The organism is Acinetobacter sp. I-MWF, assembly GCF_025433935.1.
In the GTDB taxonomy this organism is placed as follows: Bacteria; Pseudomonadota; Gammaproteobacteria; order Pseudomonadales; family Moraxellaceae; genus Acinetobacter; species Acinetobacter guillouiae.
In genome coordinates this window covers 3,891,020-3,915,683 of record NZ_JAMBAR010000001.1, presented here as the reverse complement: position 1 = coordinate 3,915,683, position 24,664 = coordinate 3,891,020, and the positions used below count along the sequence as shown (strand labels likewise).

The 24,664-nt window shown below is 39.9% G+C and carries 23 protein-coding genes; 15 read left to right on the top strand and 8 right to left on the bottom strand.

The genetic code is table 11. From position 1 onward, the window contains the following. Positions 1 to 99 precede the first annotated feature (99 nt). Positions 100 to 2,907: an ATP-binding protein gene (locus tag M2R48_RS17980; protein WP_262087023.1), complete on the bottom strand. Its 2,808-nt coding sequence runs from the start codon at positions 2,905 to 2,907 to the stop codon at positions 100 to 102. Positions 2,908 to 3,221: 314 nt separating this feature from the next. Between M2R48_RS17980 and cysM the strand changes: the two genes are divergently transcribed. Genes cysM through M2R48_RS17960 form a run of 4 tightly spaced genes read left to right on the top strand, consistent with a single transcriptional unit; the run spans position 3,222 to position 8,760 of the window. Beyond that, entirely contained in the window at positions 3,222 to 4,142 is a 921-nt protein-coding gene (cysM, locus tag M2R48_RS17975) for a cysteine synthase CysM (RefSeq protein ID WP_209828015.1), read from the top strand. Between the two features lie 59 nt (positions 4,143 to 4,201). Further along, positions 4,202 to 5,023 (top strand): 3'-5' exonuclease, encoded by an 822-nt coding sequence (locus M2R48_RS17970; protein WP_262087021.1) that lies wholly within the window; start codon positions 4,202 to 4,204, stop codon positions 5,021 to 5,023. 8 nt (positions 5,024 to 5,031) lie between these two features. Beyond that, positions 5,032 to 6,426 carry a 23S rRNA (uracil(1939)-C(5))-methyltransferase RlmD gene (rlmD, locus tag M2R48_RS17965; protein ID WP_262087019.1) on the top strand — a complete coding sequence of 465 codons (1,395 nt, stop codon included), beginning with the start codon at positions 5,032 to 5,034 and terminating at the stop codon, positions 6,424 to 6,426. Positions 6,427 to 6,453: 27 nt separating this feature from the next. Further along, a complete protein-coding gene (locus M2R48_RS17960) occupies positions 6,454 to 8,760 on the top strand; it encodes a RelA/SpoT family protein (RefSeq protein ID WP_004725915.1) in 2,307 nt (768 codons plus the stop codon). Positions 8,761 to 8,900: 140 nt separating this feature from the next. On the opposite strand, the gene M2R48_RS17955 is transcribed toward M2R48_RS17960, so the two are convergent. Further along, positions 8,901 to 9,683: an SDR family oxidoreductase gene (locus M2R48_RS17955; RefSeq protein ID WP_262087018.1), complete on the bottom strand. Its 783-nt coding sequence runs from the start codon at positions 9,681 to 9,683 to the stop codon at positions 8,901 to 8,903. A gap of 106 nt (positions 9,684 to 9,789) precedes the next feature. Here M2R48_RS17955 and mazG point away from each other — a divergent pair, with 106 nt between their 5' ends. The 9 genes from mazG to yjgA all read left to right on the top strand — a co-directional run bounded on the left by mazG (position 9,790) and on the right by yjgA (position 16,520). Beyond that, positions 9,790 to 10,569, top strand: a complete 780-nt coding sequence (mazG, locus tag M2R48_RS17950) for a nucleoside triphosphate pyrophosphohydrolase (RefSeq protein WP_262087017.1) — start codon at positions 9,790 to 9,792, stop codon at positions 10,567 to 10,569. After that, complete coding sequence (locus M2R48_RS17945) at positions 10,562 to 11,023, top strand: ComEA family DNA-binding protein (protein WP_262087014.1); 462 nt, start codon at positions 10,562 to 10,564, stop codon at positions 11,021 to 11,023. Before mazG ends, M2R48_RS17945 begins: the two co-directional genes overlap by 8 nt. A gap of 147 nt (positions 11,024 to 11,170) precedes the next feature. Continuing rightward, positions 11,171 to 12,652, top strand: a complete 1,482-nt coding sequence (gene pcnB / locus M2R48_RS17940; RefSeq protein ID WP_262087013.1) for a polynucleotide adenylyltransferase PcnB — start codon at positions 11,171 to 11,173, stop codon at positions 12,650 to 12,652. Then, on the top strand, positions 12,646 to 13,131 hold the full coding sequence (folK, locus tag M2R48_RS17935) for a 2-amino-4-hydroxy-6-hydroxymethyldihydropteridine diphosphokinase (protein WP_262087528.1): 486 nt from the start codon (positions 12,646 to 12,648) through the stop codon (positions 13,129 to 13,131). Before pcnB ends, folK begins: the two co-directional genes overlap by 7 nt. Before the next feature lie 46 nt (positions 13,132 to 13,177). Next, positions 13,178 to 13,987 (top strand): 3-methyl-2-oxobutanoate hydroxymethyltransferase, encoded by an 810-nt coding sequence (gene panB / locus M2R48_RS17930; protein WP_004725927.1) that lies wholly within the window; start codon positions 13,178 to 13,180, stop codon positions 13,985 to 13,987. A 2-nt stretch (positions 13,988 to 13,989) separates the two neighbouring features. After that, positions 13,990 to 14,835 carry a pantoate--beta-alanine ligase gene (gene panC / locus M2R48_RS17925; RefSeq protein ID WP_262087011.1) on the top strand — a complete coding sequence of 282 codons (846 nt, stop codon included), beginning with the start codon at positions 13,990 to 13,992 and terminating at the stop codon, positions 14,833 to 14,835. A gap of 25 nt (positions 14,836 to 14,860) precedes the next feature. Continuing rightward, positions 14,861 to 15,712 carry an RNase adapter RapZ gene (gene rapZ / locus M2R48_RS17920; protein WP_004725931.1) on the top strand — a complete coding sequence of 284 codons (852 nt, stop codon included), beginning with the start codon at positions 14,861 to 14,863 and terminating at the stop codon, positions 15,710 to 15,712. Then, positions 15,709 to 15,978: an HPr family phosphocarrier protein gene (locus M2R48_RS17915; protein WP_004725933.1), complete on the top strand. Its 270-nt coding sequence runs from the start codon at positions 15,709 to 15,711 to the stop codon at positions 15,976 to 15,978. The genes rapZ and M2R48_RS17915 overlap by 4 nt, the downstream gene beginning before the upstream one ends. A 2-nt stretch (positions 15,979 to 15,980) precedes the next feature. Next, on the top strand, positions 15,981 to 16,520 hold the full coding sequence (gene yjgA, locus M2R48_RS17910) for a ribosome biogenesis factor YjgA (protein WP_004725935.1): 540 nt from the start codon (positions 15,981 to 15,983) through the stop codon (positions 16,518 to 16,520). Between the two features lie 71 nt (positions 16,521 to 16,591). On the opposite strand, the gene M2R48_RS17905 is transcribed toward yjgA, so the two are convergent. Continuing rightward, positions 16,592 to 17,212 (bottom strand): hypothetical protein, encoded by a 621-nt coding sequence (locus tag M2R48_RS17905; protein WP_262087009.1) that lies wholly within the window; start codon positions 17,210 to 17,212, stop codon positions 16,592 to 16,594. Between the two features lie 138 nt (positions 17,213 to 17,350). On the opposite strand from M2R48_RS17905, the gene baeS reads away from it, so the two are divergent. Together baeS and M2R48_RS17895 are read left to right on the top strand one after the other, a co-directional pair. Further along, positions 17,351 to 19,093, top strand: a complete 1,743-nt coding sequence (baeS, locus tag M2R48_RS17900; protein WP_262087008.1) for a sensor histidine kinase efflux regulator BaeS — start codon at positions 17,351 to 17,353, stop codon at positions 19,091 to 19,093. Between the two features lie 15 nt (positions 19,094 to 19,108). Beyond that, complete coding sequence (locus tag M2R48_RS17895) at positions 19,109 to 19,795, top strand: response regulator (protein WP_004725942.1); 687 nt, start codon at positions 19,109 to 19,111, stop codon at positions 19,793 to 19,795. A 203-nt stretch (positions 19,796 to 19,998) separates the two neighbouring features. Here M2R48_RS17895 and M2R48_RS17890 read toward each other — a convergent pair whose 3' ends face one another. The 5 genes from M2R48_RS17890 to M2R48_RS17870 all read right to left on the bottom strand — a co-directional run bounded on the left by M2R48_RS17890 (position 19,999) and on the right by M2R48_RS17870 (position 24,307). Further along, positions 19,999 to 20,379: an MmcQ/YjbR family DNA-binding protein gene (locus tag M2R48_RS17890; protein ID WP_004725945.1), complete on the bottom strand. Its 381-nt coding sequence runs from the start codon at positions 20,377 to 20,379 to the stop codon at positions 19,999 to 20,001. 24 nt (positions 20,380 to 20,403) lie between these two features. Next, complete coding sequence (locus tag M2R48_RS17885; RefSeq protein ID WP_262087006.1) at positions 20,404 to 21,003, bottom strand: murein L,D-transpeptidase family protein; 600 nt, start codon at positions 21,001 to 21,003, stop codon at positions 20,404 to 20,406. A gap of 179 nt (positions 21,004 to 21,182) precedes the next feature. Further along, positions 21,183 to 22,640: a protein adenylyltransferase SelO gene (locus tag M2R48_RS17880; protein WP_262087004.1), complete on the bottom strand. Its 1,458-nt coding sequence runs from the start codon at positions 22,638 to 22,640 to the stop codon at positions 21,183 to 21,185. Between the two features lie 77 nt (positions 22,641 to 22,717). Next, positions 22,718 to 23,047 (bottom strand): DHCW motif cupin fold protein, encoded by a 330-nt coding sequence (locus tag M2R48_RS17875; RefSeq protein WP_004725953.1) that lies wholly within the window; start codon positions 23,045 to 23,047, stop codon positions 22,718 to 22,720. Positions 23,048 to 23,143: 96 nt separating this feature from the next. After that, positions 23,144 to 24,307 carry an acyl-CoA desaturase gene (locus M2R48_RS17870; protein WP_004725954.1) on the bottom strand — a complete coding sequence of 388 codons (1,164 nt, stop codon included), beginning with the start codon at positions 24,305 to 24,307 and terminating at the stop codon, positions 23,144 to 23,146. Positions 24,308 to 24,664 lie beyond the last annotated feature (357 nt).

The window sequence follows — 24,664 nt, the reverse complement described above, 5'->3', positions numbered from 1 at the left end:
CAGAGTCAATTTGGGTTTTATCCTGAGGATTTAAAAAACAGCTTAAAACACGATAAGAAAAGCATTTATAGCGCTGAATCGGGTAGAACTGCGCTGTATTTATGAAACGGGTAAAATCTGTTGTGCCGCAGTTTCAACTTCATGAATCGCCAATTGAAGCTCATCAAAGCGTTTCATCACGTCTTGGATAAAGGCTTCATCTGCTTTGCGACGCTCTTTACGTAGCATGGAAATGAATTGTTCAAAATCACCTGTAATACGTTGTAATTTGGGTGTACCGACATAACGGGTAGCACCATATAAGCGATGTAAGACATGTTCTAATTGTGGGAAGTCCTCAAGCTCAATAAGTTGTTCAATTTCAGCCAGTTCCGTTGGGAAGCTGTCGACGAGCATTTTTAACAAATCTTGTGCGAGATCTTCTTTATTGGCTGCTAAAGCAAGGCTTTGTTTCCAATCTAGAATATAAGCATCCAGCGCTTCGATATATACTGTGTTTTCTATAGGTTGCTGATGTTGAATAAATTTATCGCTTGTCCAATTGGTGAGAATTTGAATAATTTGTTCAATCTGGATCGGCTTGGTTACATAGTCATCCATACCCACTTTGAGTAGTTTTTGCTTCTCATCAGCCAATGCATGAGCTGTTAACGCAATAATCGGCATCCGCATACCATCTAAGGTAGATTCCAAAGAGCGAATCGCCCGTGTGGTATCTATCCCAGACATGACTGGCATTTGGATATCCATAAAAATAAGATCAAATGGTTTTGCACCTTGTTCAACCCCTTGCTGAATAATGGTTAAGGCTTCTTGACCACTGAGTGCCTTGGTGGTTTTTACATTGAGCTCACCTAATAGCGCTTCTAGTACGATCAAATTCGGTAAATGATCATCTACTGCTAAAACGTGTAAATCTTGCCCTTTAAAGTCTTTATGATGTTCTTGTTCAAAAATAGGCTGATTACTTAATAGTTGAATCACTGAACTACGGCTCAGTGGTTGATACAGTGGACGCGCTTTATATTCAGTCAACATATTTGGATCAAGTGACATTTGATAACCATATACCGCCAAATGACCTTGATAACGACCACGAATTTCTTTAAGTAAGGCTTCGGTATCTCCACTGTGATCAACGATCAACCAGGTGTTTTCAGTATTTTTTTCTAAACTATTTAGTCGGCTAAACAGATCTAAAATCGATTGTGCTTCAGTATGCTGGACTTGATAGTCTTCTAAGTAATGACGTAATACATTGGCGGTTGCAGGGTGTGCCAAGAAAGACACCACATTTAAGTTTTTAAATGATGGATGAACAATTTCTTCATCTTCATTTACCGTTAACATGGCGGTAAACCAGAAGGTTGAACCTTTTTCTGTTGGTGCGCGTTCTTGGTTATCTTCAAAGCCAATTTGACCATGCATCAAATGTACAAGTTGCTTGGAAATAGCTAAACCGAGTCCTGTACCACCAAATTGGCGAGTGACAGAAGCATCACCTTGAGAGAATGATTCAAATAGTCGTTTACGATCGGTACCACTTAAGCCAATCCCACTGTCTTGTACACTAAAGTGCAGCAAACATTGTCCGATATCATCATGTTCCATCCGCGCACGAACAATAATTTCACCATCAGGGGTGAATTTAATCGCATTGGAAATAAGATTAGTCAGCACCTGTTTAAAGCGTAAGGCATCACCAATGACATGTTTAGGCACATTGTCTGCAAAATAGAATGCCATCTCGATATGTTTTTGCGCTGCCAATGGCGAGAGCATATCCATCACATCGAAAATTGCTTCTTCAAGATCAAAAGGTGCGGTTTCGAGTTCTAATTTACCTGCATCAATTTTCGAGAAATCGAGTACATCATTAATCAATGCTAATAAATGTGCAGAAGACTTACGGATGGTCTGTAAATATAAACTTTGATCATTGCTTAAATTGTCTTGGCGCAACATCAAATGAATAAAGCCATCAATACTATTTAATGGGGTACGTAATTCATGACTGATATTGGCAAGGAAGACCGACTTCGCCTGATTGGATGAAATCGCCTGATCACGGGCTTGTTTATAGGTAATGTTTTGGACTTCTAAGGTGTCTAGTGTACGACGTAAATCATCTTCCGTTTGTTCAGTATGTTCTTTTAGTTCAAGGAAACTGAAATGTAGCCTTTTCACTACATTGGCAATATCACGCTGTAATAAGCGAAGTTCCCCAGTACTGTTGATCACCATATGTTGATCAAGCGTATCTGCATTTAAGCGTTGCAATTGCATCCGAATTTCGTACATCGGCGCAATCCAGCGTCTTGAATAGAAGTTTAGACACAATAGAAGCAACAGTAGCGTTAATAAGGCAGTCGTAATCAATACGATCATGACACGATAATGTGAAATTTCTAAAGGTTGATTATCAAGTTCAATCACCAACCACATATTTTCAGCAGATTTGGTGGGGTTTAGTTTAATCCCATAAATATTGTTGTACTTATTTTGAATTGGTCCAAAGAAAGTGCCTGATTTTGGAATTTTTGGCCAAGCACGTTGATTTTGGTAGCCTACACTTAAATGATTGACGTTATTTTCATCTAAAATCGCTGCGCTGAGTAAATGTTTTTCGTTAAACATTTTTTGTAAAATGCTTTCAGCTTTGGCGTGTTGAATTGGATCCTGTTCCATGACTGCGGTGAGTTGCTCAGCAGTATATTGGTAACGGCTCAATATCGCGATGGCTTGGAAGCGCTGTTTAGACTTGGCCGCAGCTGATGTTTCAGAAAGAACCAGTGCTGTTCCAACACATGCCAAAATCATAATTGGCACGAAAATTAACGCAATAAGTTGACCATAAGCGTGATTGAGTTTTAAGCGTTTAAAGAGTTTTTTATTGAAATTCGACATTGTTCCAGCAACTCATTGCCCATGGCAAAGATATTAACATGCTTTAATCATCCTGCATGACAATATGACTAAAAATCTTGTGAATTGAAAATGAGTTATGCTGTTTTATAGATAACTTTATCATTTCTAATTCTAAGTAAAGTTTATTTTTTTATATCTATTTAATTTTATTCAATAAAGAAAATCATGCTCCTACTTGGGTGTGTTGATATATATGAATTTAGTTTGATCATTCCAAGCAAAATGAAGCGGAAAGATGTGCAGTATGTTCCTTTTTTTCATACAATATGCCCACCTCGATATAGGTGCAACCGATGAGTCACACACAACCTGATTTCTTAGCCGACGAATTTTTGTTAGATCACTATGTAGGAAAAACTCCTCTGGTGCGTTTACAACGTTTGGCAAGTCATACTCAAGCAACAGTATTGGCAAAGCTAGAAGGCAATAATCCTGCTGGTTCTGTCAAAGATCGTCCTGCATATAACATGATCATGAAAGCTGAACAGCGTGGTCAAATTAAGCCGGGTGATACGTTGATCGAGGCGACGAGTGGAAATACTGGGATTGCGTTGGCAATGGTCGCCGCAATGCGTGGTTATAAAATGAAATTGATCATGCCGGGGAACTCTAGCCAAGAACGTAAAGATGCGATGCGTGCTTATGGCGCTGAATTGATCGAAGCAACCAATATGGAAGTTGCGCGTGATATGGCTTTGCAAATGCAAAGTGAAGGCCAAGGTTTAGTATTAAATCAGTTTGGCAACCCAGACAATGTAGAAGCACACTACCTGACCACAGGTCCTGAAATTTGGCAACAAACCGCAGGAAAAATCACCCATTTCGTGAGCTCTATGGGCACAACGGGCACGATCATGGGGATCTCTAAATATTTAAAAGAACAAAATCCAGATATTCAAATTATCGGATTACAACCTTCAGAAGGTTCAAATATTGCAGGTATTCGTCGTTGGCCACAAGAATACTTACCGACTATTTTTGATCCAAGCCGTGTCGATCAGATCATGGATATTCCGCAAATTGAAGCGGAAAAAACCGCACGCCGTTTAGCACGTCAAGAAGGCATTAGTGCTGGGACCTCTTCAGGTGGTGCTGTATGGGCGTCGGTTAAAATTGCTGAAGAAAATCCAGACGCAGTGATTGTATGTATTGTCTGTGACAGAGGTGATCGTTATCTTTCTACAGGTTTGTTCTCTGTTGAGGATCAAGAATAGTTGCTTCGAAGTCATAAATTGCTTCATGATGGCAAACTTGAGTATTGAGTAAAGCTTTTATGCGTCTTCCAGTTTTAGTTTTTGATATCGAAACCCTGACCGATCTTAAGTCAGGGGCGCATTTATATGGCTTGGATTTACCACAGGACGATTTAGAACAGGCGTTGGCAAAACTACGCCGTCAAGAATCGGGGATGGATTTTCAGCGCTTGGCTTTACATGAAATTGTTTGTATTTCGGGATTGTGGATTGATGAAAATGGTGTGATGAAACTGTTTTCATTTAGTCGAGAGCACTATACTGAAACTGAAATTTTACAAAAATTTTTATCTATCTTTGATAAAAGACATCCAACACTCGTGAGCTGGAATGGTTCACAGTTTGATTTGCCTGTGATTTTATTCCGTGCCATGTATCATGGACTATCTGCACCAAGTTTGTTCGATCAAGGTGAGATTGACACACAAAAAAGGTATAATAACTATCAGAACAGATACCACAACCGTCATGTCGACTTAATGGATGTCATGGCGATGTTTAATGGACGTCATTTCCAGAAATTGGATGATGTTGCGCATTTATTGGGTTATCCCGGTAAACGTGGTATTTCAGGTTATTTTGTTCCCGAATATGTGAATACACAGCAATGGTTGAAACTCACCAGCTATTGCGAAGGTGATGTTTTAAATACATGGTTGATTTTCTTAAGATGGGCTTTGCTTAAAGGTCAGATTTCTTTGCAAGATCATCGTTTATGGATTCAAGCCTCGATTCATTATTTGCAAGGACAAGCTCAACAACATGAGTTTTTAAATGTTTGGCGTGAAACCTCACAGCGAACTAAATTTACTCAAGCAGATTTTTCCTCCACACCCGATTAGGTATCCCTTTGAAACATAGAGCCAAACCTCGACCATCTCAGCTTCCACAATATATTTTTAAAGTTGAAAGATTGTCACACGAAGGGCGAGGGATTGCGCATTATGGTACAGAACTCAATCATCCAAGTGAAAAGCAGGGTAAAAAAGTTTTTATTCGCTATGCACTGCCTGGTGAAACTGTAAAAGCTCAAGTGACGCGTCAAGTATCCAAACTTGAAGAAGCAGACAGTATTGAATTACTCAGTGAGCCAAATCCACATCGTATTCAACCGATCTGCCCACATTTTGGTACTTGCGGTGGATGCAATATGCAACATATTCATCCAGATGAGCAAATTCGCTTAAAACAAGATGTTTTAAAGTCACATCTCAGCCACTTTGCGGGTTTAGTGCCTGAACAGTGGTTAGCACCATTGCGTTCAACGCGTACCGACTATCGGCATAAAGCCCGAATAGGGGTGCGTTATTTAGCTAAACAAAATAAATTATTGATGGGTTTCCGTGAAGCACAGAGCAATCACTTAACTGCAATTGAAACCTGTAAAATTTTAGATATTGAATTAGATCAGGCCTTACCTGAAATCAAGGCATTACTCGAAAGTCTAAAAGGCAAAAGCAGCATTGGTCATATAGAATTAGCCAAAGGCGATAGCGAAATTTCATTATTGGTTCGCCATACTGAAAAATTAAAAGCCCATGATGTCAACCTATTGCAACAATATGCGTTACAGAAACAGTGGCAGTTGTATTTGCAACCTGCGGGTGTGGAAAGTGTACAACGGCTAGATGATGCTCAGGCAGACATGCATTTGCATTACCGTTTAAAAGATTTTGATATCGAGTTTGCGTTTAATCCAACAGATTTTACCCAAGTGAATCCCACTGTAAATCCACAGATGGTTAATCTGGCATGTGATTTGCTTGAGTTGAAAGCAGGTGAAACTGTTTTGGATTTATTTTGTGGATTGGGGAATTTTTCTCTGCCGCTCGCTCAACGTGTGGGTGCTACAGGAAAAGTCATTGCTGTTGAAGGTAGCGAAGCGATGGTGAAGCGTGGTACAGAAAATGCACTGAACAATCGCATAAGCAATGTTAAATTCTATTCACAAGATTTAACAAAAGACTTTTCGCATTATTCTTGGGCAAATCAAGGATTTGATGCATTATTGATTGACCCTCCTCGTGCGGGTGCAGAACAAGTTATGCATTATTTGCCCAAATTTGGTGCGCAAAGAATCGTTTATGTGTCGTGTAATCCAGCAACATTGGCCAGAGATGCTGGAATTTTGGTACAACATGGTTATCAGCTCACTAAAGCCGGTGTGATGGACATGTTTACGCACACAGGGCATGTAGAATCGATTGCTTTGTTTGAAAAGAAATTAGAGATAAACGATTTATAATGAAATATAGAGTTAGAGGAGTAGGGTATGGTCACAGTACGTGAGCAACTTCCTGATCAGCTCAATGAGCTATCAGAGGAAGCGACTGTAGAACATGCCGATGAAGCGCAACAGGCTCTAGCAACTTGGCTAGATCGAGTGCGTGGAATTTTAGACGGTGCTGAACTTAAGCAGTTAGAAGAAGTCGCGCAATTAGTATTACAAAAAGAATTGGCGACCACAGTAAATTCCAGAACCAATACCTTTGCAACAGGCATTGGAATGGCCGATATTCTTGCGCATTTACATGTCGATGAAGATACGCTGGCAGCAGCTGTGCTTTATCGTAGTGTGCGTGAAGATCTCACTACTTTAGAGGAAATACAGCAACAATGCGGTGAGCAGGTTTACAACCTTGTCAAAGGCACTTTGGCGATGGGTAAACTTTCTGAACTGATTGAAAAGAATAAACGTTTAGAAGATCACTTTAATAATAATCAGCGTGAACATCTGACAGGCATCTATAAGATGTTGATTTCTGTGACAGAAGATGTTCGTGTGGTCTTGATTAAACTGGCGGAACGGACCTTTGCTTTACGTGAATTGGCGCATTCTTCAAAAGAACGTCAAGAGCGTGTTGCACGAGAAATTCTCACCATCTATTCGCCTTTGGCACATCGTTTAGGCATTGCCCAATTAAAATGGGAGCTCGAAGATCTTGCTTTCCGTTATTTGGCACCAGAACGTTATAAAGAGATTGCTTCTTTACTCAATGAAAAGCGTCTAGAGCGTGAACAATATATCCAGTTTGTGGTAGATAAACTCAAGAATGAGTTGGCTGGGCATGATATCGAGGCCGAGATTTCAGGTCGGGTCAAACATATTTATTCGATCTACCGCAAAATGAAGAGTAAAAATCTAAGTTTTGATCAGCTTTATGATATTCGCGCGTTACGGGTTTTGGTTAAATCTGTCGCAGAGTGTTATCACGCTTTAGGCATTGTGCATCAAATTTGGCGTCATATTCCTCATCAGTTCGATGACTATATTACCAACCCCAAAGCCAATGGTTATCGCTCTTTGCATACTGCGGTGATTGCAGAAAATAAATCTTTGGAAATCCAGATCCGAACCAAAGAAATGCATGAAGAAGCCGAGTTGGGCGTGTGTTCACACTTCAATTATAAAGAAGGCTCGAAAACCACCGACTATTCATTTAATCATCGTTTGCATTCTTTACGTGCAGTGCTTGAACATTATCAAGAACGTACCGAAACCAGTGCACATCCCAATGAGGACGAAACAGAAGATTTTGAACAAATTCAAGATTTTGAAGGGTTTGAAAAAATCTATGTGTTTAGTCGTGATGGGGATATTAAAGAACTACCACGCGGATCGACGGTGCTTGATTTTGCTTATCATGTGCATACCGAAGTCGGCAATAAGTGCTATGCATCACGGGTCAACCAACGCTATGTGCCGTTAACCTATACCTTAAAAACAGGCGAACAGGTTGAGATTTTAACCAAGAAAGATCGTGAACCCAATCGTGATTGGTTGGTTAACTCTTTGGGTTATATTAAAACAGCACGTGCACGTGACAAGTTGCGCCACTGGTTTAGGCAACAAGATCGCAGTAAAAATCTGGAAGTTGGGCGTGAGCTACTCAATAAAGAACTTTCACGTTTAGCGATTCACCCGAAAAGTATTGATTTAAGTGATTATTGTAATCACTTCAATGTGAAAACTGGGGATGACATCTTGGTGTCATTGGTGAGTGGGGAAATTAGCCTGCATGCCTTGATCAATCAAGTCAATCGCCACATGCACTTAGATCAAGATGAACCAGAGCTGGTTTTAAAACCAACATTAAATCCGCGTGCAAGTCATACCTTGTCGGCGCATGGAATTTTAATTGATGGTTTGGACAATGTTGAATTACATATTGCACAATGTTGTCAGCCTGTTCATGGTGAATCGATTGCTGGGTATATCACATTGAATCGTGGTGTCAGTATTCACAAGGTTGCATGCCCAGATTATATGCGCATGATCAAGTTAGAACCTGATCGTGCGGTTGAAGCGGATTGGGAGATGCAACCGACACGTGGGCAAAGTGTGCAAATTGTGGTGGAAGCGTATGATCGCCGTGGTTTGTTAAAAGATTTGACCCAAGTGATTTTTTCAGATCAGATCAATATCCGTCAGGTGAATACGATTTCTGAAGCAGATGGTATTGCCAATATGAAATTGTTGATTGAAGTGAAAGGCTTAGCGCAATTGTCTCGCCTCTTGGCAAGATTGGAACAACAGCCTGGCATTATCAGTGCTCGACGTTTGGTTCAAGGTAATTAAGCTATCTTGTCTTGATCAGATTTTATGATTTGAACAATAAAAAACTCGCGAAATGCGAGTTTTTTATTGTCTATTAGATTTTGCTATAAGTTTAATTTATAAATAGAAAGCTAATCTCTATTGGATTAGTTTTTACAATATTAAAGCTTAGGTTTTCTCGTGAGTATTAAATTGCTCAAGCGATTGATAAATTGAGGGCTAATAGCAGAAAGTGTAAACATTACTTTAGTTTTTAAACCGACTGGGCGATGTGTGGCGGTGAAAAGTGAGCCTTTGGCTTTAACCTGTGCAAACACTTGCTCCGCAACATCTTGGGGTGTGAGACTGACCCCGATATTTTGAATCGCGCCTGCATCCATGTCTGTCACCATCGCTGTTTGGACAAAAAGCGGCATCACATCTAGTACACGAATGCCATATTTTTGCCATTCGATATCTAATCCTTCTGTAATACCGCGTACGGCAAATTTACTGGCAGAATAAGAGACTAAATCTGCTTGTCCATAAATGGCTGATGCTGAGGAAAGATTGATGATACGCGCAAATTTTGCTTGTTTTAGATAGGGAAGTGCGGCATGACAGCCATTTAAAACGCCATTGACATTGATATTGATTGTACGATGATGGGCGCTAATTTCGGTTTTTTCAAAATCTCCAGAATAAAGAATCCCGGCATTATTGACTAAAATGTTGAGGCCATTTGCCCATTGAGAAAATTCTTTAAGCGCGGTTTGCCATTGTGCATAATCGCTCACATCTAATTTGCCCGCTTTGGCATTGTCACCCAATTGATCTGCTAAAATTTGAGCCTGCGCTTCATTGATATCATAAATACCAACTTGATAACCTTGTTGGTAGAATAGACGTGCAATCGCAGCCCCAATCCCTTGCGCAGCACCACTAATGAATATGCTTTGACTCATTGCAGCATCCTTTTTTAGTTTATTTTGATTGCAAAGAGTTGAACATAAAATATGCATAACAACAAGTGTTGTGCAGTCATTTGTTATTGATCTTAAAGGACATAAAATGCAACAGCTATTCGCCATCATGAAACAATTACGTGCAGAATGCCCTTGGGATCGTGAACAGACACCTGAAAGTTTAACGTGCTATGCCATTGAAGAAGCGTATGAGGTGGAAGAAGCAGTACGTTCTGGTGATATCGATGAAATTAAAAATGAATTAGGTGATTTATTGCTGCAAGTGGTTTTTCAATCACAGATGTACAGTGAGCAGGGGGCTTTTGATTTTAACGATGTTGTCGATGTACTTTGTCAAAAATTGATCCGACGCCATCCACATGTTTTCCAAAAACAACAATTTGATAATTTAACGCCTGAACAAGTGTCGGTGTTGTGGCAGGAAATTAAACAACAAGAAAAACAGGGCAAAACTCAATCTCGATTAGATGCGGTAAAACATGGCCCTGCTTTATCTCAGGCAGAAAACATTCAAAAAAATGTCGCAAAAGTAGGCTTTGATTTTCCTGATGTGGCGCAGGCCTACGATAAAGTCAAAGAAGAATTGGCAGAGTTTGAAGAGGCGCTGCAATCGGAAAAACCTGATGAAATTATAGATGAATTTGGTGATTGTTTATTTTCTTTAATCAATGTAGGGCGTAAACTAGGCATTTCAAGTGAGATGGCGCTGTTAGGAACCATTTATAAATTTAAATCTCGCTTTGCTTATATTGAAGATCAAATCAATTTTAAAAATAAAAGATTAGAAGATGTGTCTTTAAAAGAAATGGATCTCCTTTGGGATCAAGCAAAGCAACAATTAAAATCACAGGTTAGCAATGAGTAATCAGCATTTTTATTTTAATCGTGTAGTAAAACTAATAAAATCGTCTTTTTTATTGGTAATTTTGAGTTGTTCCTTGAGCTTGTATGCACAACAGTTTGATCAAGCTTATCTCAACTGGAAAGCAGAACAACAGGCTCATGATGCAAAATTAAAAAAAGTCGACGATCAATACTATCTTTCGCGACCGAATAGCCAAAAATCGCCATCGAACAGTAGTCAAAAAGGCCCACCATCATCTGCCCAGTCTTCAAACAGCTCAGCTTTAAAAGTCAGTTTAAATTCTGCAAATGCTGAACAATTACAACAGCTCACGGGTGTCGGGGCAAAGAAAGCACAGGCGATTATTGCTTATCGTAATCAGAATGGCGGATTTAAACGTATCGATGACTTAAAAAAGGTCAAGGGGATTGGCGAGAAACTTTTAGAGCAGAATAGGGCACGACTGAGTTTATGATGGGTTTAACAGCCTGTAGATCGACGAATTATCAATAGTCCATAAATTCAAGTGAAGTTTGCGAGAATCAAATTGCCCTTTAGCTGTGTAAGCGATATCATTAGCACAATTATGATTTTTACGTCCTGACGTAGGAGACAGTGTCTTTTGCAAACTTTGCGTGCGTCAAAGTGTGGGTTATCCACCGCTCAATTACCTTCCTCCATTTTAGATGTTATTGATTCTTTAACTAAAGCTGGCTATGAAGCTTATATAGTCGGTGGTGGTGTACGTGATTTAATGCTTGGCTTAAATCCGAAAGACTACGATGCTGTGACCAATGCAACACCTTCACAGGTGAAAGAGGTATTTGGTCGTCGTTGCCGAATTATTGGGCGACGTTTTGAATTGGCACATGTGTATTCAGGTCGTGAATTGATTGAGGTGGCGACATTCCGTGCCCCACCGAAAAAAGCCATTACCTCTGCACAAGGGATGATTTTACGTGACAACAATTGGGGAACAATAGAGCAAGATTTTGCTCGACGTGATTTTTCCATCAATGCCATGTATTACCAACCTCGAAAAGGGGAAGTGCTCGATTTTTGTCATGCTATTGATGATATAAAAACCAAAACTTTAAGACTATTGGGTGATCCAGCACTTCGTTTTGAAGAAGATCCAGTACGGATGTTGCGTACATTACGTTTTGCTGCGAAGTTAAATTTTAGTATAGATCCTAAAATATTAGACGTTTTTACCCAAGAAATGACGCAATTGCTGCGTGATGTTTCTCCGCATCGTTTATATGATGAGTCGCAAAAATTATTCACCATGGGGCATTTGCATCGTGTGATGCCGATGTTGATTGAATTTGGTATTTGGAAGCAATTATTTGCTGATATTAGCCCTGAGATTACCCAATTTATAGAGCGCGCAGCGAAAAATACCGATCAACGGATTCAAATGGGTAAAACCATTAATCCTGCATTTTTCTATGCGGTATTGCTTTGGAATAATTTCTTAGCGCGTTGTGATTTCTACCATGCTAAAGGTGTAGTTGCTGCAGAAGCACGAGCTCAAGCAGGCTTAGATGTGTTAAAACGTCAAGCGACACGAACCATTATTCCTCGTTTTGCCGAAACCTTTATTCGTGAAGTCTGGGAAATGCAAAGTCGTTTGCTCAACCCGAAACCACAACAGATTGAAGCGCTTTCGGGTCATGCACGTTTCCGTGCAGGATTTGATTTCTTGCTGTTGAGAGAGAAGTCAGGTGATGCTTCTACCAATGGCATGGGTGCATGGTGGGAAGCTTACCAAGACATGTCGACTGATGAGAAAGAACGTGCAATTGGCAGTTATAATCGTCAGCGTGCCAAGAGTCGTAAGAAACTTGCTGAAGTTGCCCCTGTTGAAGATGTAAAAGCAACAGCTTCCACGCAAATTGAACCATTGGTGAAAGAACAAGAATCTCGTAGCCGTCGTTCACGGGCTAAACCAAACTCAACATCATCTCAAGATTTTAGAAGTAGAAGTGATGCTCGAACGGCAGTAAACAAAGGCGAGATTACAGCGGATCATCCAATCACCAAGCGTAGACGCGTACAACGTGATTTAAGCAGTGTGATTTTTGGACCGACCCAATCATGATTAAAACCTATATTGGTTTAGGCAGTAATTTAGGTGATTCTGAGCAAATTCTACGGGAAGCTGTAGAAAAACTCAGAAACTTAGGTGTTGTTACTGTTTCAAAGCTGTATCAAAGCCCACCGATGGGGCCTCAAGATCAGCCAAATTATCACAATGCAGTTGCAGAATTACACACTGATTTAGCGCCTTTGGCCTTGCTGGATGAGTTGCAAGGTATTGAAAATGAATCGGGTCGAATACGTTTACGCCGTTGGGGTGAGCGTACTTTAGATTTAGATCTTTTGCTTTATGCTGAAAAAAACATTATAAATGAGCGGCTCACAGTACCGCATATTGGTATTTTAGAGCGTGATTTTGTGGTGATTCCATTGTTAGATCTCGATCCTGAGCTTCAAGTCAATGGACAATCATTGCAAAAGTTAGATTTCGTGCAACATTCAACCCTTAGTGTTTTAGCAGATCAGTCATGGGCTGATTAAAGGATTGAATGGGCAGAGGAACTCTCATTGATAGAGGAATATCGTCATGATTAGCCTAAGTGATTTAAGACAATTCAAAACTCAGGGACGTAAATTTTCATGCTTAACTTGCTATGATGCAAGTATGGCAAAAGGTATGGAAGTTGCTGAGATTGACACCATTTTGATTGGTGACTCTTTAGGGATGACAATCCAAGGGCATGATTCTACCTTGCCTGTGACTGTTGCAGATATGGCCTATCATACTGCTGCTGTACGTCGTGCAAATCAACATGCGTTTGTCCTGTGTGATTTACCCTTTATGAGTTATGCCACGCTCAATGATGCGTTGCTCAATTCAAAAACCGTGATGCAAGCGGGCGCTCAAATGGTGAAAATTGAGGGCGGTGAGTGGCTGGCTGAAACTGTAGAAGTTTTGACACGAAATGGTATTCCTGTTTGTGTACATTTGGGTTTAACACCACAATCGGTGCATGTTTTTGGTGGTTATAAATTACAAGCGAAAACACGTGAATCAGCAGATCAACTGATTGCGGACTGTAAAGCTGTAGTCGAGGCAGGTGCCGCTGTGTTATTGCTCGAATGTGTTCCGGCACAGATGGGTAAAGAAATTGCTGAATTATTCCCACACGTTCCTGTGATTGGCATTGGTGCTGGTGCAGATACCGATGGTCAAGTACTTGTGGTGCAAGATATGCTTGGTTTGACGTTTGGTAAAGTGGCACGTTTTGTACGTAATTTTATGAAAGAACAAGCAGGGGAAACTGCAATCGTGGATGCATTCAAGGCATATCATGTTGCTGTACAAGAGCAATCATTCCCTGCCAAAGAACATACTTTCCAAGTAGAGCTGTAAACATGAAAACAGAAACGACCATTCAAGGATTAACAGCATCACTTCAGCCTGCTCGATCGGCACGTAAAATCATTGGTTTTGTACCGACGATGGGAAATCTACATCAAGGCCACTTAAATCTGGTTCGTGAAGCTCGTAAATTATGTGATGTGGTGGTGGTCAGTATTTTCGTCAATCCAATCCAATTTGGACCGAATGAAGATTTTGATAATTATCCTCGTACACTTGAGCAAGACAGTAATTTACTTGCTGAAGTGGGTTGCGACATTGTTTTTGCACCTTCTGTGGAACAAATGTATGGTAAATTCCCACGCTTAACCAATATTAGTGTGGGCGAAATTACCAATGATTTGTGCGGTTTACAACGTCCCGGTCATTTTGATGGTGTCGCTGTCGTTGTTACCAAATTGTTTAATATTGTACAGCCGAACTTTGCATTTTTTGGACAGAAAGATTATCAACAATTGGCTGTGATTAAGCAGGTTGTTCGTGATTTGAATATGCCAATTGAAGTGATTGGTGTGCCAATTGCACGTGCTGAAGATGGTTTGGCCTTAAGTTCTCGTAATGGTTACTTATCTGAACAAGATCGTCAAACAGCTCCTGTTATTTTTAAGAGCTTAACGACTGCTGAACAAGATTTACATGCAGGTAAAACACTTGCAGATGTCTTGGCGCAAATTCGTGAAAGTTTAAATGATGCGGGGTTGATTGTGGATTATGTCGAAGCACGTAGCCCAGCGTTGCAAAAAGTTGAACAATTCGACCAAGATGTTGTATTGTTTGTTGCAGCGAAATTAGGCAAGACTCGTCTGATTGACAATTTACAAGTAAAACATTTGACATAAACTTTGCTTTTAGGATCGCCATGCCATGAAGCGCATACTTATCGTAACAGGACAGTCTGGTTCAGGTAAATCATCTGCTTTGCAGGTGCTTGAAGATTTGGGTTATTACTGTATCGATAATTTGCCTTTGGCATTGCTTCCTGAAATCGTTGAAAAGCTGGATAGAGAAAACAATTTAGAATTATTGGCACTCGGTGTTGATGTTCGAAGTGCCAAAGAAGATTTACAAGGTTTTGATCAGGTTTTTCAACAGTTACAAAAACATGGCAGCGTAGACGTTATTTATTTAACGACGCGTGATCAGGAGTTGATTTCACGTTTTAGCGCATCGCGACGTCCACATCCTTTGTCAAACCGCTTCCAAAGTTTGAATGAATGTATTCAAGAAGAAAAAAATTTATTGCTCCCCATTCAACTGCGAGCAACAGTACATATCGATACAACGGATAAAAGTGTACACGATTTAAAAGATACCTTATTGTCCAAACTGGGACAGTCCGATAAACTCATTTTAATTTTGCAATCTTTTGGTTATAAACATGGTATTCCATTAGATGCAGATTTTGTTTTTGATGTAAGGCATTTGCCGAATCCACATTGGGATTTAGAGTTACGTAAATATTCGGGTTTAGATGAACCAGTACGTAAATTTTTAGAAGCCAGCGAGCAAGCAAATGAGATGTATCAAGACATCTATCAGTTTTTAAATAAGTGGTTGCCTGCTTTTTCGGAAGGTCATCGTCACTATATTACAGTGTCAATTGGCTGTACGGGGGGGCAACATCGTTCGGTTTATATTGTGGATAGGTTGAAAAAGGCTCTTGAGTCGAAATGGACTATTCAGGTATTACATAGAGAAATGAAGCACTGGTCATGATTGACACAACTGTTGACGTAATTAATAAATTAGGATTACATGCGCGTGCATCTGGAAAACTAATCGAAGTCACGACTAAATTTAAATGCTCTATTCAAATTGGTAAGGGTGACAAGTTAGTCGATGCCAAGAATATCCTTTCTTTACTTATGCTCGGAGCGGGTAAAGGAACCACCTTGCGTCTAGTGATTGATGGTGCAGATGAAGAAAAAGCTTTGTCTGAAGTTCAAGCACTGTTCGCAGATAAATTTTACGAGGCAGAATAATCGTGGCACGTCGTCCGCAACGTTTTACTGAAGATGATTTTGAGTCTTTAGAAGGGCGTGCAAGTAAAACCGAACAGAAAAAAGCTGTACAACGTATGGCTGCTTTAGGTGAACAACTCGCAGAGTTGTCGAAGAAACAAATTGAATCTTTACCTGTTGAAGATCGGTTGATTGAAGCTTTGCTTGATGTGCAATTGATCACATCTTTTGAAGCACGTCGCCGTCAATTTCAACGGATTGGAAAGCTTTTGCGTAATGAAGATGAAGCCATCATTTTGTCTTATTTAACCCCTAAACAAGGGATTAAAAAGTTGGCGCAATTGGATCGTTGGGTTGATCGAATGATTGAACAGCGTGATCCTGCGATTAAAGAATTCTGTAAATCTTATAATGCTGCAGAAAGTCATTCTTTACGTCAGCATGTATTGCGCATTCATCGGGATATCACCCGTCAAGCCACTGCTGAAGAATTAGCGGCTTCTAAACTTAAGTTATTAAATTATGCCCAACAAGTGGCTTTGATTTCGGATAATTCCAAGTAAACTCAAATTAATGATCGTGACAAATAAAAAACGACCCTTTTGGGTCGTTTTTTATATTTAGCCGAGATAGATTAAACTTTTGATGGCATCATGGGCATGTTTTCGCCTGCTTTAAATTCTGGCTGGAATTTAACAACACATTTACCATCGATGATTTTGTCATTCATTTTTACTTGAATTGCCTTGCCATCAGTTTGGCCTGCACATGATTTTTGAATCGCATCCCACTGCGCTTTACGTTCCGCTCGTTTTTGTGCAAATTCTTGCTTAATTTGAGCACGTTGCTCTTCGGTCATGTCTTTCATACGTGGTCCTTCATGATGCATCATACGGCCACGTTGTTCTCCATCACGACGGAAATCTTGTTTCATCTCTTTCATCGCCTTGTGATCAGGCTTGAATACGATATTACATGTCCCATTAATATTTTGCTGACCTGCTGTCACCTGAACCGTTTGACCAATTGCTTTGCCATCACAGGCTTTTTGCATTTGTTGGCGTAACGCTTTATGTTGAGCACGCTTCTGTTTCATTTCTTCGCGTTGTTCTGGTGACATTTTATGATGTTCACCATGCATCATTGGACGGCCATCTGGACCGTCTTTAGGGCCAGGATTGGATTGACAGGCCGTCAAAGCCCCTGCAGTTAAAATACTTGCTGATACCAGTGCGATTTTTGTCATTGCTTTCATTGTTACTACTCCAATGAATATTTTGATGTTCTGTTGATACAGTAAAGATTAAATAATAATGATGTAGAAACAATGGAGAGAATTTTGAGCAACTGTTGGGTACAATGTTGAAATGAGAAGAAAAACGTGAGACCAGTTTTGAAAATACGTCGAGTTCCCATTGCATTACGCTTATTTCTGACTGTTTTATTGACAACTTTAGTCATTACAACAGTGAGCTTAGGTGTCTTACATTGGACTATGCAAAAGAACTTTGCCAGATATGTTGCAGATGTTGAAATGCAGAAACTTGATCATCTGATCGAAAATTTGGCAGATGTATATGGAGTCTATCAAGACTGGGGTAACGCGGTTCAAGCACAGATTTTGCAAATTGAAGGTGATGCTGCGCCTGATGATTATGATAAATTATCACGCTGGTGGCTACGTCGCCAGTATGATATCGCTTTACAGCAACGCTACTTTAAAGAACATACGATGGTGGCGACTTTGGGACAAACGGACGGTGCAGTTCATAAGTCTCAGCTGGATAAAGAAGAACTGAAAATTCTCGAAGAAAATTTACCCTCAGCTTATCAACCTTTTGAAGGTTTGAAATTTCCGCTTAGTTCAAATCAAAACTTATATAGACCCTCAGATCGTAAAGCAAATAAACCGCCTATAGGCAAAGATAAAAGTCATCTTTCAGCAGGACACGAAGCACCAGCTTCTGCAGCGAAAGAAGCGCCAACGCGAGATCCGATGCGAACGGTAAATCCGCAGAATGGCAAAAAGATATTTGTGTCATTGCCTGACCGTTTGGGGCTGAGTTCACGACTTTCTTTATATGATGCAAAACAACAGTTTATTTTAGGTGAACCGTCAGATGATCAGGTGTCTTATCGTCCGATTTTAGTCAATGATGAAGTGGTCGGTTATTTGGGTTTAAAACCAGTTTTAGATCAGGATGATGCACTGAGTATTAACTTCTTTAGTAATCAAAAGCGTTATTTAGTGCTGATTTATATCTTCACCTTCTTATCAAGTTTGGTTGCAGCATTGCTATTGGCGACTTATTTTAAAACACCGATTCAACGTTTATTGAACGCAACTCGCGAATTAACCAAAGGTAACTACCAGCATCAAGTGGTGATTAACCGTAATGATGAATTGGGAGACTTGTCGACAGAGTTGAATCAACTGGCCGTTATTCTCGACCAGCATGAAACATCACGCCGTCAGTGGGTTGCAGATACTTCACATGAGTTAAAAACGCCATTAGCAGTATTGCAAGCACAGATTGAAGCCATGCAGGATGGAATTCGCAAGCCGACACCAGAACATTTTGAAGCGATGTTACGTCAGGTTACGAGCTTGAAGAAGTTGACACAGGATTTAGCCGATTTGGCACAAGCTGAAGCACAACAATTAAAATGTTACTTTGCAGAAATTGATCCTTGGTCGGTGGTCTTACAAGAAATAGAGAATTTTAAACCTAAATTTGAACAAGCTGATTTAACAATTTCAGCCGCAGGTGAGGGAGCGAAGTTACAATTAGATATAGATCGCTTTAAGCAAATTATGGTCAACTTACTTGGAAATAGTATTCGCTATACTGAGGCAGGTGGTGAAGTCCAAGTGCATACAGAGCAAGATGCAGATTCTTGGAGTGTGATCGTTGATGATAGCCCATTGGGTCTGAGCGATGAACAGATTGCACACTTGGGCGAACGTTTCTATCGTGTGGATAATTCACGTACACGTAGTACAGGCGGTACAGGATTGGGCTTGGCTTTATCAGGTAAAATTGCACAAACACTCGGTGGTCAGCTTACTTTTGATCATTCGCCATTAGGCGGTTTGCGTTGCAAATTGACATTTTCAAAACATACTAAAGTTTAAAAGGAATAGTACAACATGAAGCATATCATGCTGGTAGAGGATGAAGTTGAACTTGCGCAATTGGTGCGGGATTATCTAGAAGCAGCGGGCTTTGAAGTCAGTATGTTTCATGATGGTCAAGAAGCTTATGACAGCTTCCTGCAACGCAAGCCAAGTTTAATGGTGTTGGATTTGATGGTCCCACGTATGGATGGTTTGACCATTTGCCGTAAAGTACGTGAGCAAACCGACTTACCGATTATCATGGTGACTGCACGAACAGAAGAAATCGATCGTGTCTTGGGGTTAAATATGGGAGCAGATGACTATGTCTGTAAACCTTTTAGCCCAAAAGAGTTGGTGGCACGTGTACAAGCGGTATTACGCCGTTTAGAACGTAAAGCTGAACCTGAAGCCAATGACTTATTTCGTATTGATAAAGCACAACAACGTATCTGGTATCAACAAAAATCGTTGAATTTAACGCCAACTGAATTCCGTCTTTTAGAGCTTTTCCTCGAACATTTGGGACAAGTCTATTCTAGAGCGCAACTTTTAGACCATATTAACCCAGATAGTTTTGATGTTGCTGACCGTGTTATTGATAGTCATATCAAGAACTTACGTCGTAAAATATCTGAAGCAGCGGAAACCGGAAATCGTCATGAATGGGTACAAGCTGTTTATGGCGTAGGCTACCGTTTTGAATATCCAGAAGATTAAGTTTTCGACATTTTAAGTTCATCGTTGTGGATAAACACAGGTTTATCCACAGATATTGTGGGTAAATGTTTATAAATGTAAAAAGTTATGTTTGAAAAATAAACATATAACTTTATGTTTATTGATATATTCTGATTTTGACTGAATCGTGTATAGGTTGAGGTTAGATCTGTTGATCTAATGTGCGATCCAAAGCCCGCTAATTATTTAATGTGTTGATAAACCGCCAATACCTGCTTTTGGGCTTTGGTCAGGCTCTTGCTCACAAGCTCATAAGAGCCTTCAACCAAGTCTTGAATCAGATCAGCACTGATCTGTTCGCCTTCATAGACTGAAATCCAATGACGTTTATTCATATGGTAGCCCACCTGAATCGAGGGGTAGAGATCTCTCAACATTTCGCCATGATCAGGTTCAACTTTTAAATTAATCAGTTTTTTGCCATGCAGTTCAGAGCCTAACATAAACATTTTTCCCATCACTTTAAAAACAGGAACATCCTCACCAAAAGGATAGTCAAGTTCAGATTTAGGCAAATGTGATGCAATCTTAAATGCTAAAGTTCGGATTTCTTCACCAGTCATCATTGTCTCTTTTTAAAATATTTTTTATGAATAAATGCTAATCATTGTTCCATCATCGACCAGCTTCCAAATTTCATCCATGTCTATATTTCTAACGGCAATACACCCCCATGTCCAGTCATTTCTAGGTAAGTAGGTCATTAAACTAGGCAGCTTTTCCACTTGTGAGCGTGTTGCTGAACCATGAATCATAATGTCGCCACCAGGAGAAACGCCAAGTTGGTTGGCTTTAGATTTATCCTGTGGGTTTGGATAGGACACATGCAGTGATTTATAAAATGCACTATTGGGATTACGCCAATCTAGAATATAACGACCTTCAGGGGTTTTTCCATCACCTTCTTTAGCTTTATGTCCAATAGGATCAAAGCCTAAGCGCATTGGATATGTTCGTATGTCTTGATCATGATGCATGAGTTTAACAATACGATCTGATTTATAAACTTTAACTTCGGTGATTGGCGTGTTTTGACGAAGACGTTGAATCTCTTGCTCAGATAAATTCTGCACATGTATAGCAGCATTTGCGGTTGGAATAAATTGATTATATTTTTGATAAGTCCAGACACTTGCTATAGCTATAGCCAAAAGAATCAAGCATGGAATGAGGTATTTTTTATTCATTTTAGAATACTAATATTGTAAAACCCTGTATTGCCTAAATTTTATGCATTCTAAAGACAAAAGCTGTAGTTAATTTGTGATTGTGGATTTATCCTGTGGATAAACACAAGTTTATCCACAGAAATTGTGGGTAACTATGATGGGTCAGATCAGAGAAAGTGATTCGGCAATTTATTTGATCAAGAAGAACAACTCACCATTACTTCAGGAACATCGCTTGGTAAAGGTGCTAAGTCTTTGACTGTTTCCAGATCTATTTGTTTGGTAAATGGCTGACTAAGCAATTTAAATAGGCGATCAACCTCAGAAAAATCATCACGTTCAGCCTGTTCAATGGCTGTTTGTAGCATATGATTTCTTAAAATATAGACTGGATTGGCCTTTTTCATTTCCGCATCAAGTTCATCAATATCTTGCTGCTCACGAATATTGTGATATTGCGTCAAGAAGTTTTCAAATTGAAAGCGATCTAGGCAATCATCTTTAATGGCTTCATATTCTTTATTCTGTAAGCGAAGAAAACTGTCGGTATAGTCGAGTTGCTCACTTTGTAGAATTCTTAAAAATGCCATACCACAATCAAAACTATCTTTGTGGAAGCTGGGTAGTCCAAGTTTTTGGCATAGCCCATAGGTATAATGTTCTAGAAAGGTCGGTTCAAAATGCTCTAAACATTCGACGAGGTCTTGCTTAAATTGTTCTTTATTTTCTGCTTGTGCCAGTGGAATTAAATTGTTTAACCAATTCCATAAGTTCCAATGTGCAATACTCGGTTGGTTTTGGTAGGTATAACGACCATTGTAATCACTATGATTGTTGATCCAATTGGGACGGAAACGCTCCATAAAACCATAAGGGCCAAAATCGAGGGTAGAACCTGTAATATTGAGATTATCTGTATTCATAACCCCATGTGCAAAACCCACCAATTGCCATTTTGCGATCATGACAGCGGTGTTTTGAATCACTTGCGTTGCAAATGCTAGAACAGTGTCTTCAAACCTTTGCTGTTCAGTACTCAAACATTGTGGATAGTGCCATTCAATACATTTTTGGGTAAATTCAGTGAGTAATTCAGGCTGATATTGATTAATCCATTCAAAATGCCCTAAACGGATGTGGCAATCCGAAGTGCGTAACATCATTGCACCAAGTTCAAGTTTTTCTCGTTGTACGCCTTGGGTTGAAGAAGTAAAGCCTACGGAATTGCTTGAAGGAACTCCCAGTGCATTGAGTGCATGACCCGCTAGATATTCACGAATCACAGAACGTAATACAGCACGTCCGTCTCCCATACGAGAGTAGGGGGTTGAGCCTGCACCTTTTAAATGTAGGTCAATGGTTTGACCTTTTCGATTTAAAATTTGCGCTATCAATAGGCCACGCCCATCCCCCAATTGACCTGCCCATTGTCCAAATTGATGCCCTGCATAAACCATGGCAAGGGGATGAAATTCAGCAAAGGTTTTTTGTCCGCTACAAATCTCGACCCATTGGGCTTTTTCATCTTCAAACCATTGTAATTCATCCGCAAGCGCAGCATTAAAATGCCCAGCCTTTGCACCTTTCAGTGGGCTAGGCATTTGCTCATGGTAGAGCTTTGAATCGAGAGATGGATAACGTGGGGCAAATTGCATAGCGATCGGTCACAATGGTTTTACTTGTCCCTCTCAATATAGCAAAGTTTTAAGCTGTTGAGATAATGTCGACTGTTTTAGTCGACAATAAATAGCTTTGCACCAAATGCGGTAGAAGAACGATGCGCTTCAGCTTGGTCTGCAACTTGATAACTCATCCCAGCTTTTAAGGTAAAGGTACGTCCATCATCAAGTTCAGTGTGCAACTCACCTTCCAAGCAAAACAGGATATGACCTTTTAAACACCAGTGGTCAGCCAAATAATCGACAGAATATTCGACCATTCGCACTCGAATATTGTCAAATTGCTGTGTGCGCCAAAGTGCAAAGCCTTGCTCACCCTCATGGCGCGTTGTTGGAACTTCTGCCCAGTTGGTAATGCCAAAGGGGATGTTATTAATTTGCATATTATTTTCTCTCAATATTCTCAGTATGAATGTCTGTCAAAAATGGATAAAAGAAAAGCCCCTTTCGGAGCTTTGCTTTTGATGTGTATTGAGAATTTAAGAAACAACGTTCTTTTTGATTCCACGCATCAGTGTTTCTAAACGTTCACGATGGAAAGCAAGTTTCTGTTCGACCAATTGGAAATCAACTTTAAGTTTGACATCCATTTGGTGGATCTTTTCAGCAACAGATGCTTTTTTCGCTTGTAGCTCTTGTTCTTTTAATGCAGCCCAATCATTTAATGTATTGGTGAATGCTTCATATTCTTGCGATACTTTTTGTTTCATCGCGATAATATCTGCATTGACGTTATGACCATAAATCGCTAAATCCTGTTCAGCATATTTAAATCTCATCGCCAATTCCGCTTTTTTGATATTGAAGCTTGGGATACGACGTAGGTTCTTGGCTAAACCGATTTTAGAGCACGACCAAATCAACCATTTTGTTGGATCATATTGCCACCATTTCACACCATTACGATAATCGTATTGGAAAATATGGTGATAGTTATGATAACCCTCGCCCCAAGTTGCAATGGCAAGAACAAAGTTATCACGTGCAGTATTTTCGTCAGTATAAGGACGTTTGCCCCACATATGGCAGAGTGAGTTGATGAAGAATGTTACATGATGGCTAATGATTAAACGGAGCAAACCACCTAAGAGTAATACGCCCCACATGTCACCTACAGCCCAACCCAGTGGAACTAAAATCGCAGCATGTACAGCAATCACAAGTGGAACATAATACTTGTCTTGGAACATAACCACTTTGTCATTCAACAAATCAGGTGCATTTTTATAATTTGATTCAGCAGCAGGATAATTACGTAACATCCAGCCAATATGAGCGTACCAAAAACCATTGTTAATCGAATACGGATCTTGATCTACATCATCCACATGGCGGTGATGGGTACGGTGACCAGAAGCCCAGAACAAAATACTGTTTTGAACAGCAAAAGTTCCCATGATCATCAAAATGATTTTAAGTGGTAAAGTCGCTTCGTATGCACGATGTGCCCACAAGCGATGATAACCTGCAGTAATACCTAAACTACTGAGACCGAGTAAAACGAATAAACTAATCCAAGCTGCCGCACTAAAATCATGGTGGTAGGCATATAAAGGGATCGCAATTACTGCCACAAGGGGTAAAAACACCAAGGCAAAAACACCGATCCAATTTATTGGGGCTTTGGGTAGGGGAGCATTCATCTCCAACAGCACTCCTAAGAACCTTAATCAGGTAAAGTTAAACGCATAGCTTCAGCATTTTTCTAGGCTATACTTTCACAGATATTATCATGGGCGAACATGTGTTCACTAGTATTAGTGTACATCTGTATTGTATAAAACAGTAACAGAATAAAACATGAATTCTAGCGGTTTGATCGAAAAAAATGAATGGTTAAAACGTCGTATTTAAATGTCAAAATAGTGTAAGAATTTTTCTGCCTTATCCAATTTGATTTTTAGGGGGTTAGACAATTGATTCTCAAGTTAAATTTTAATTTTGGGACTCTCTAAAGTTCAAAATAAAATTCTACTTTATTGTGTTATTAAGGGCGTTTG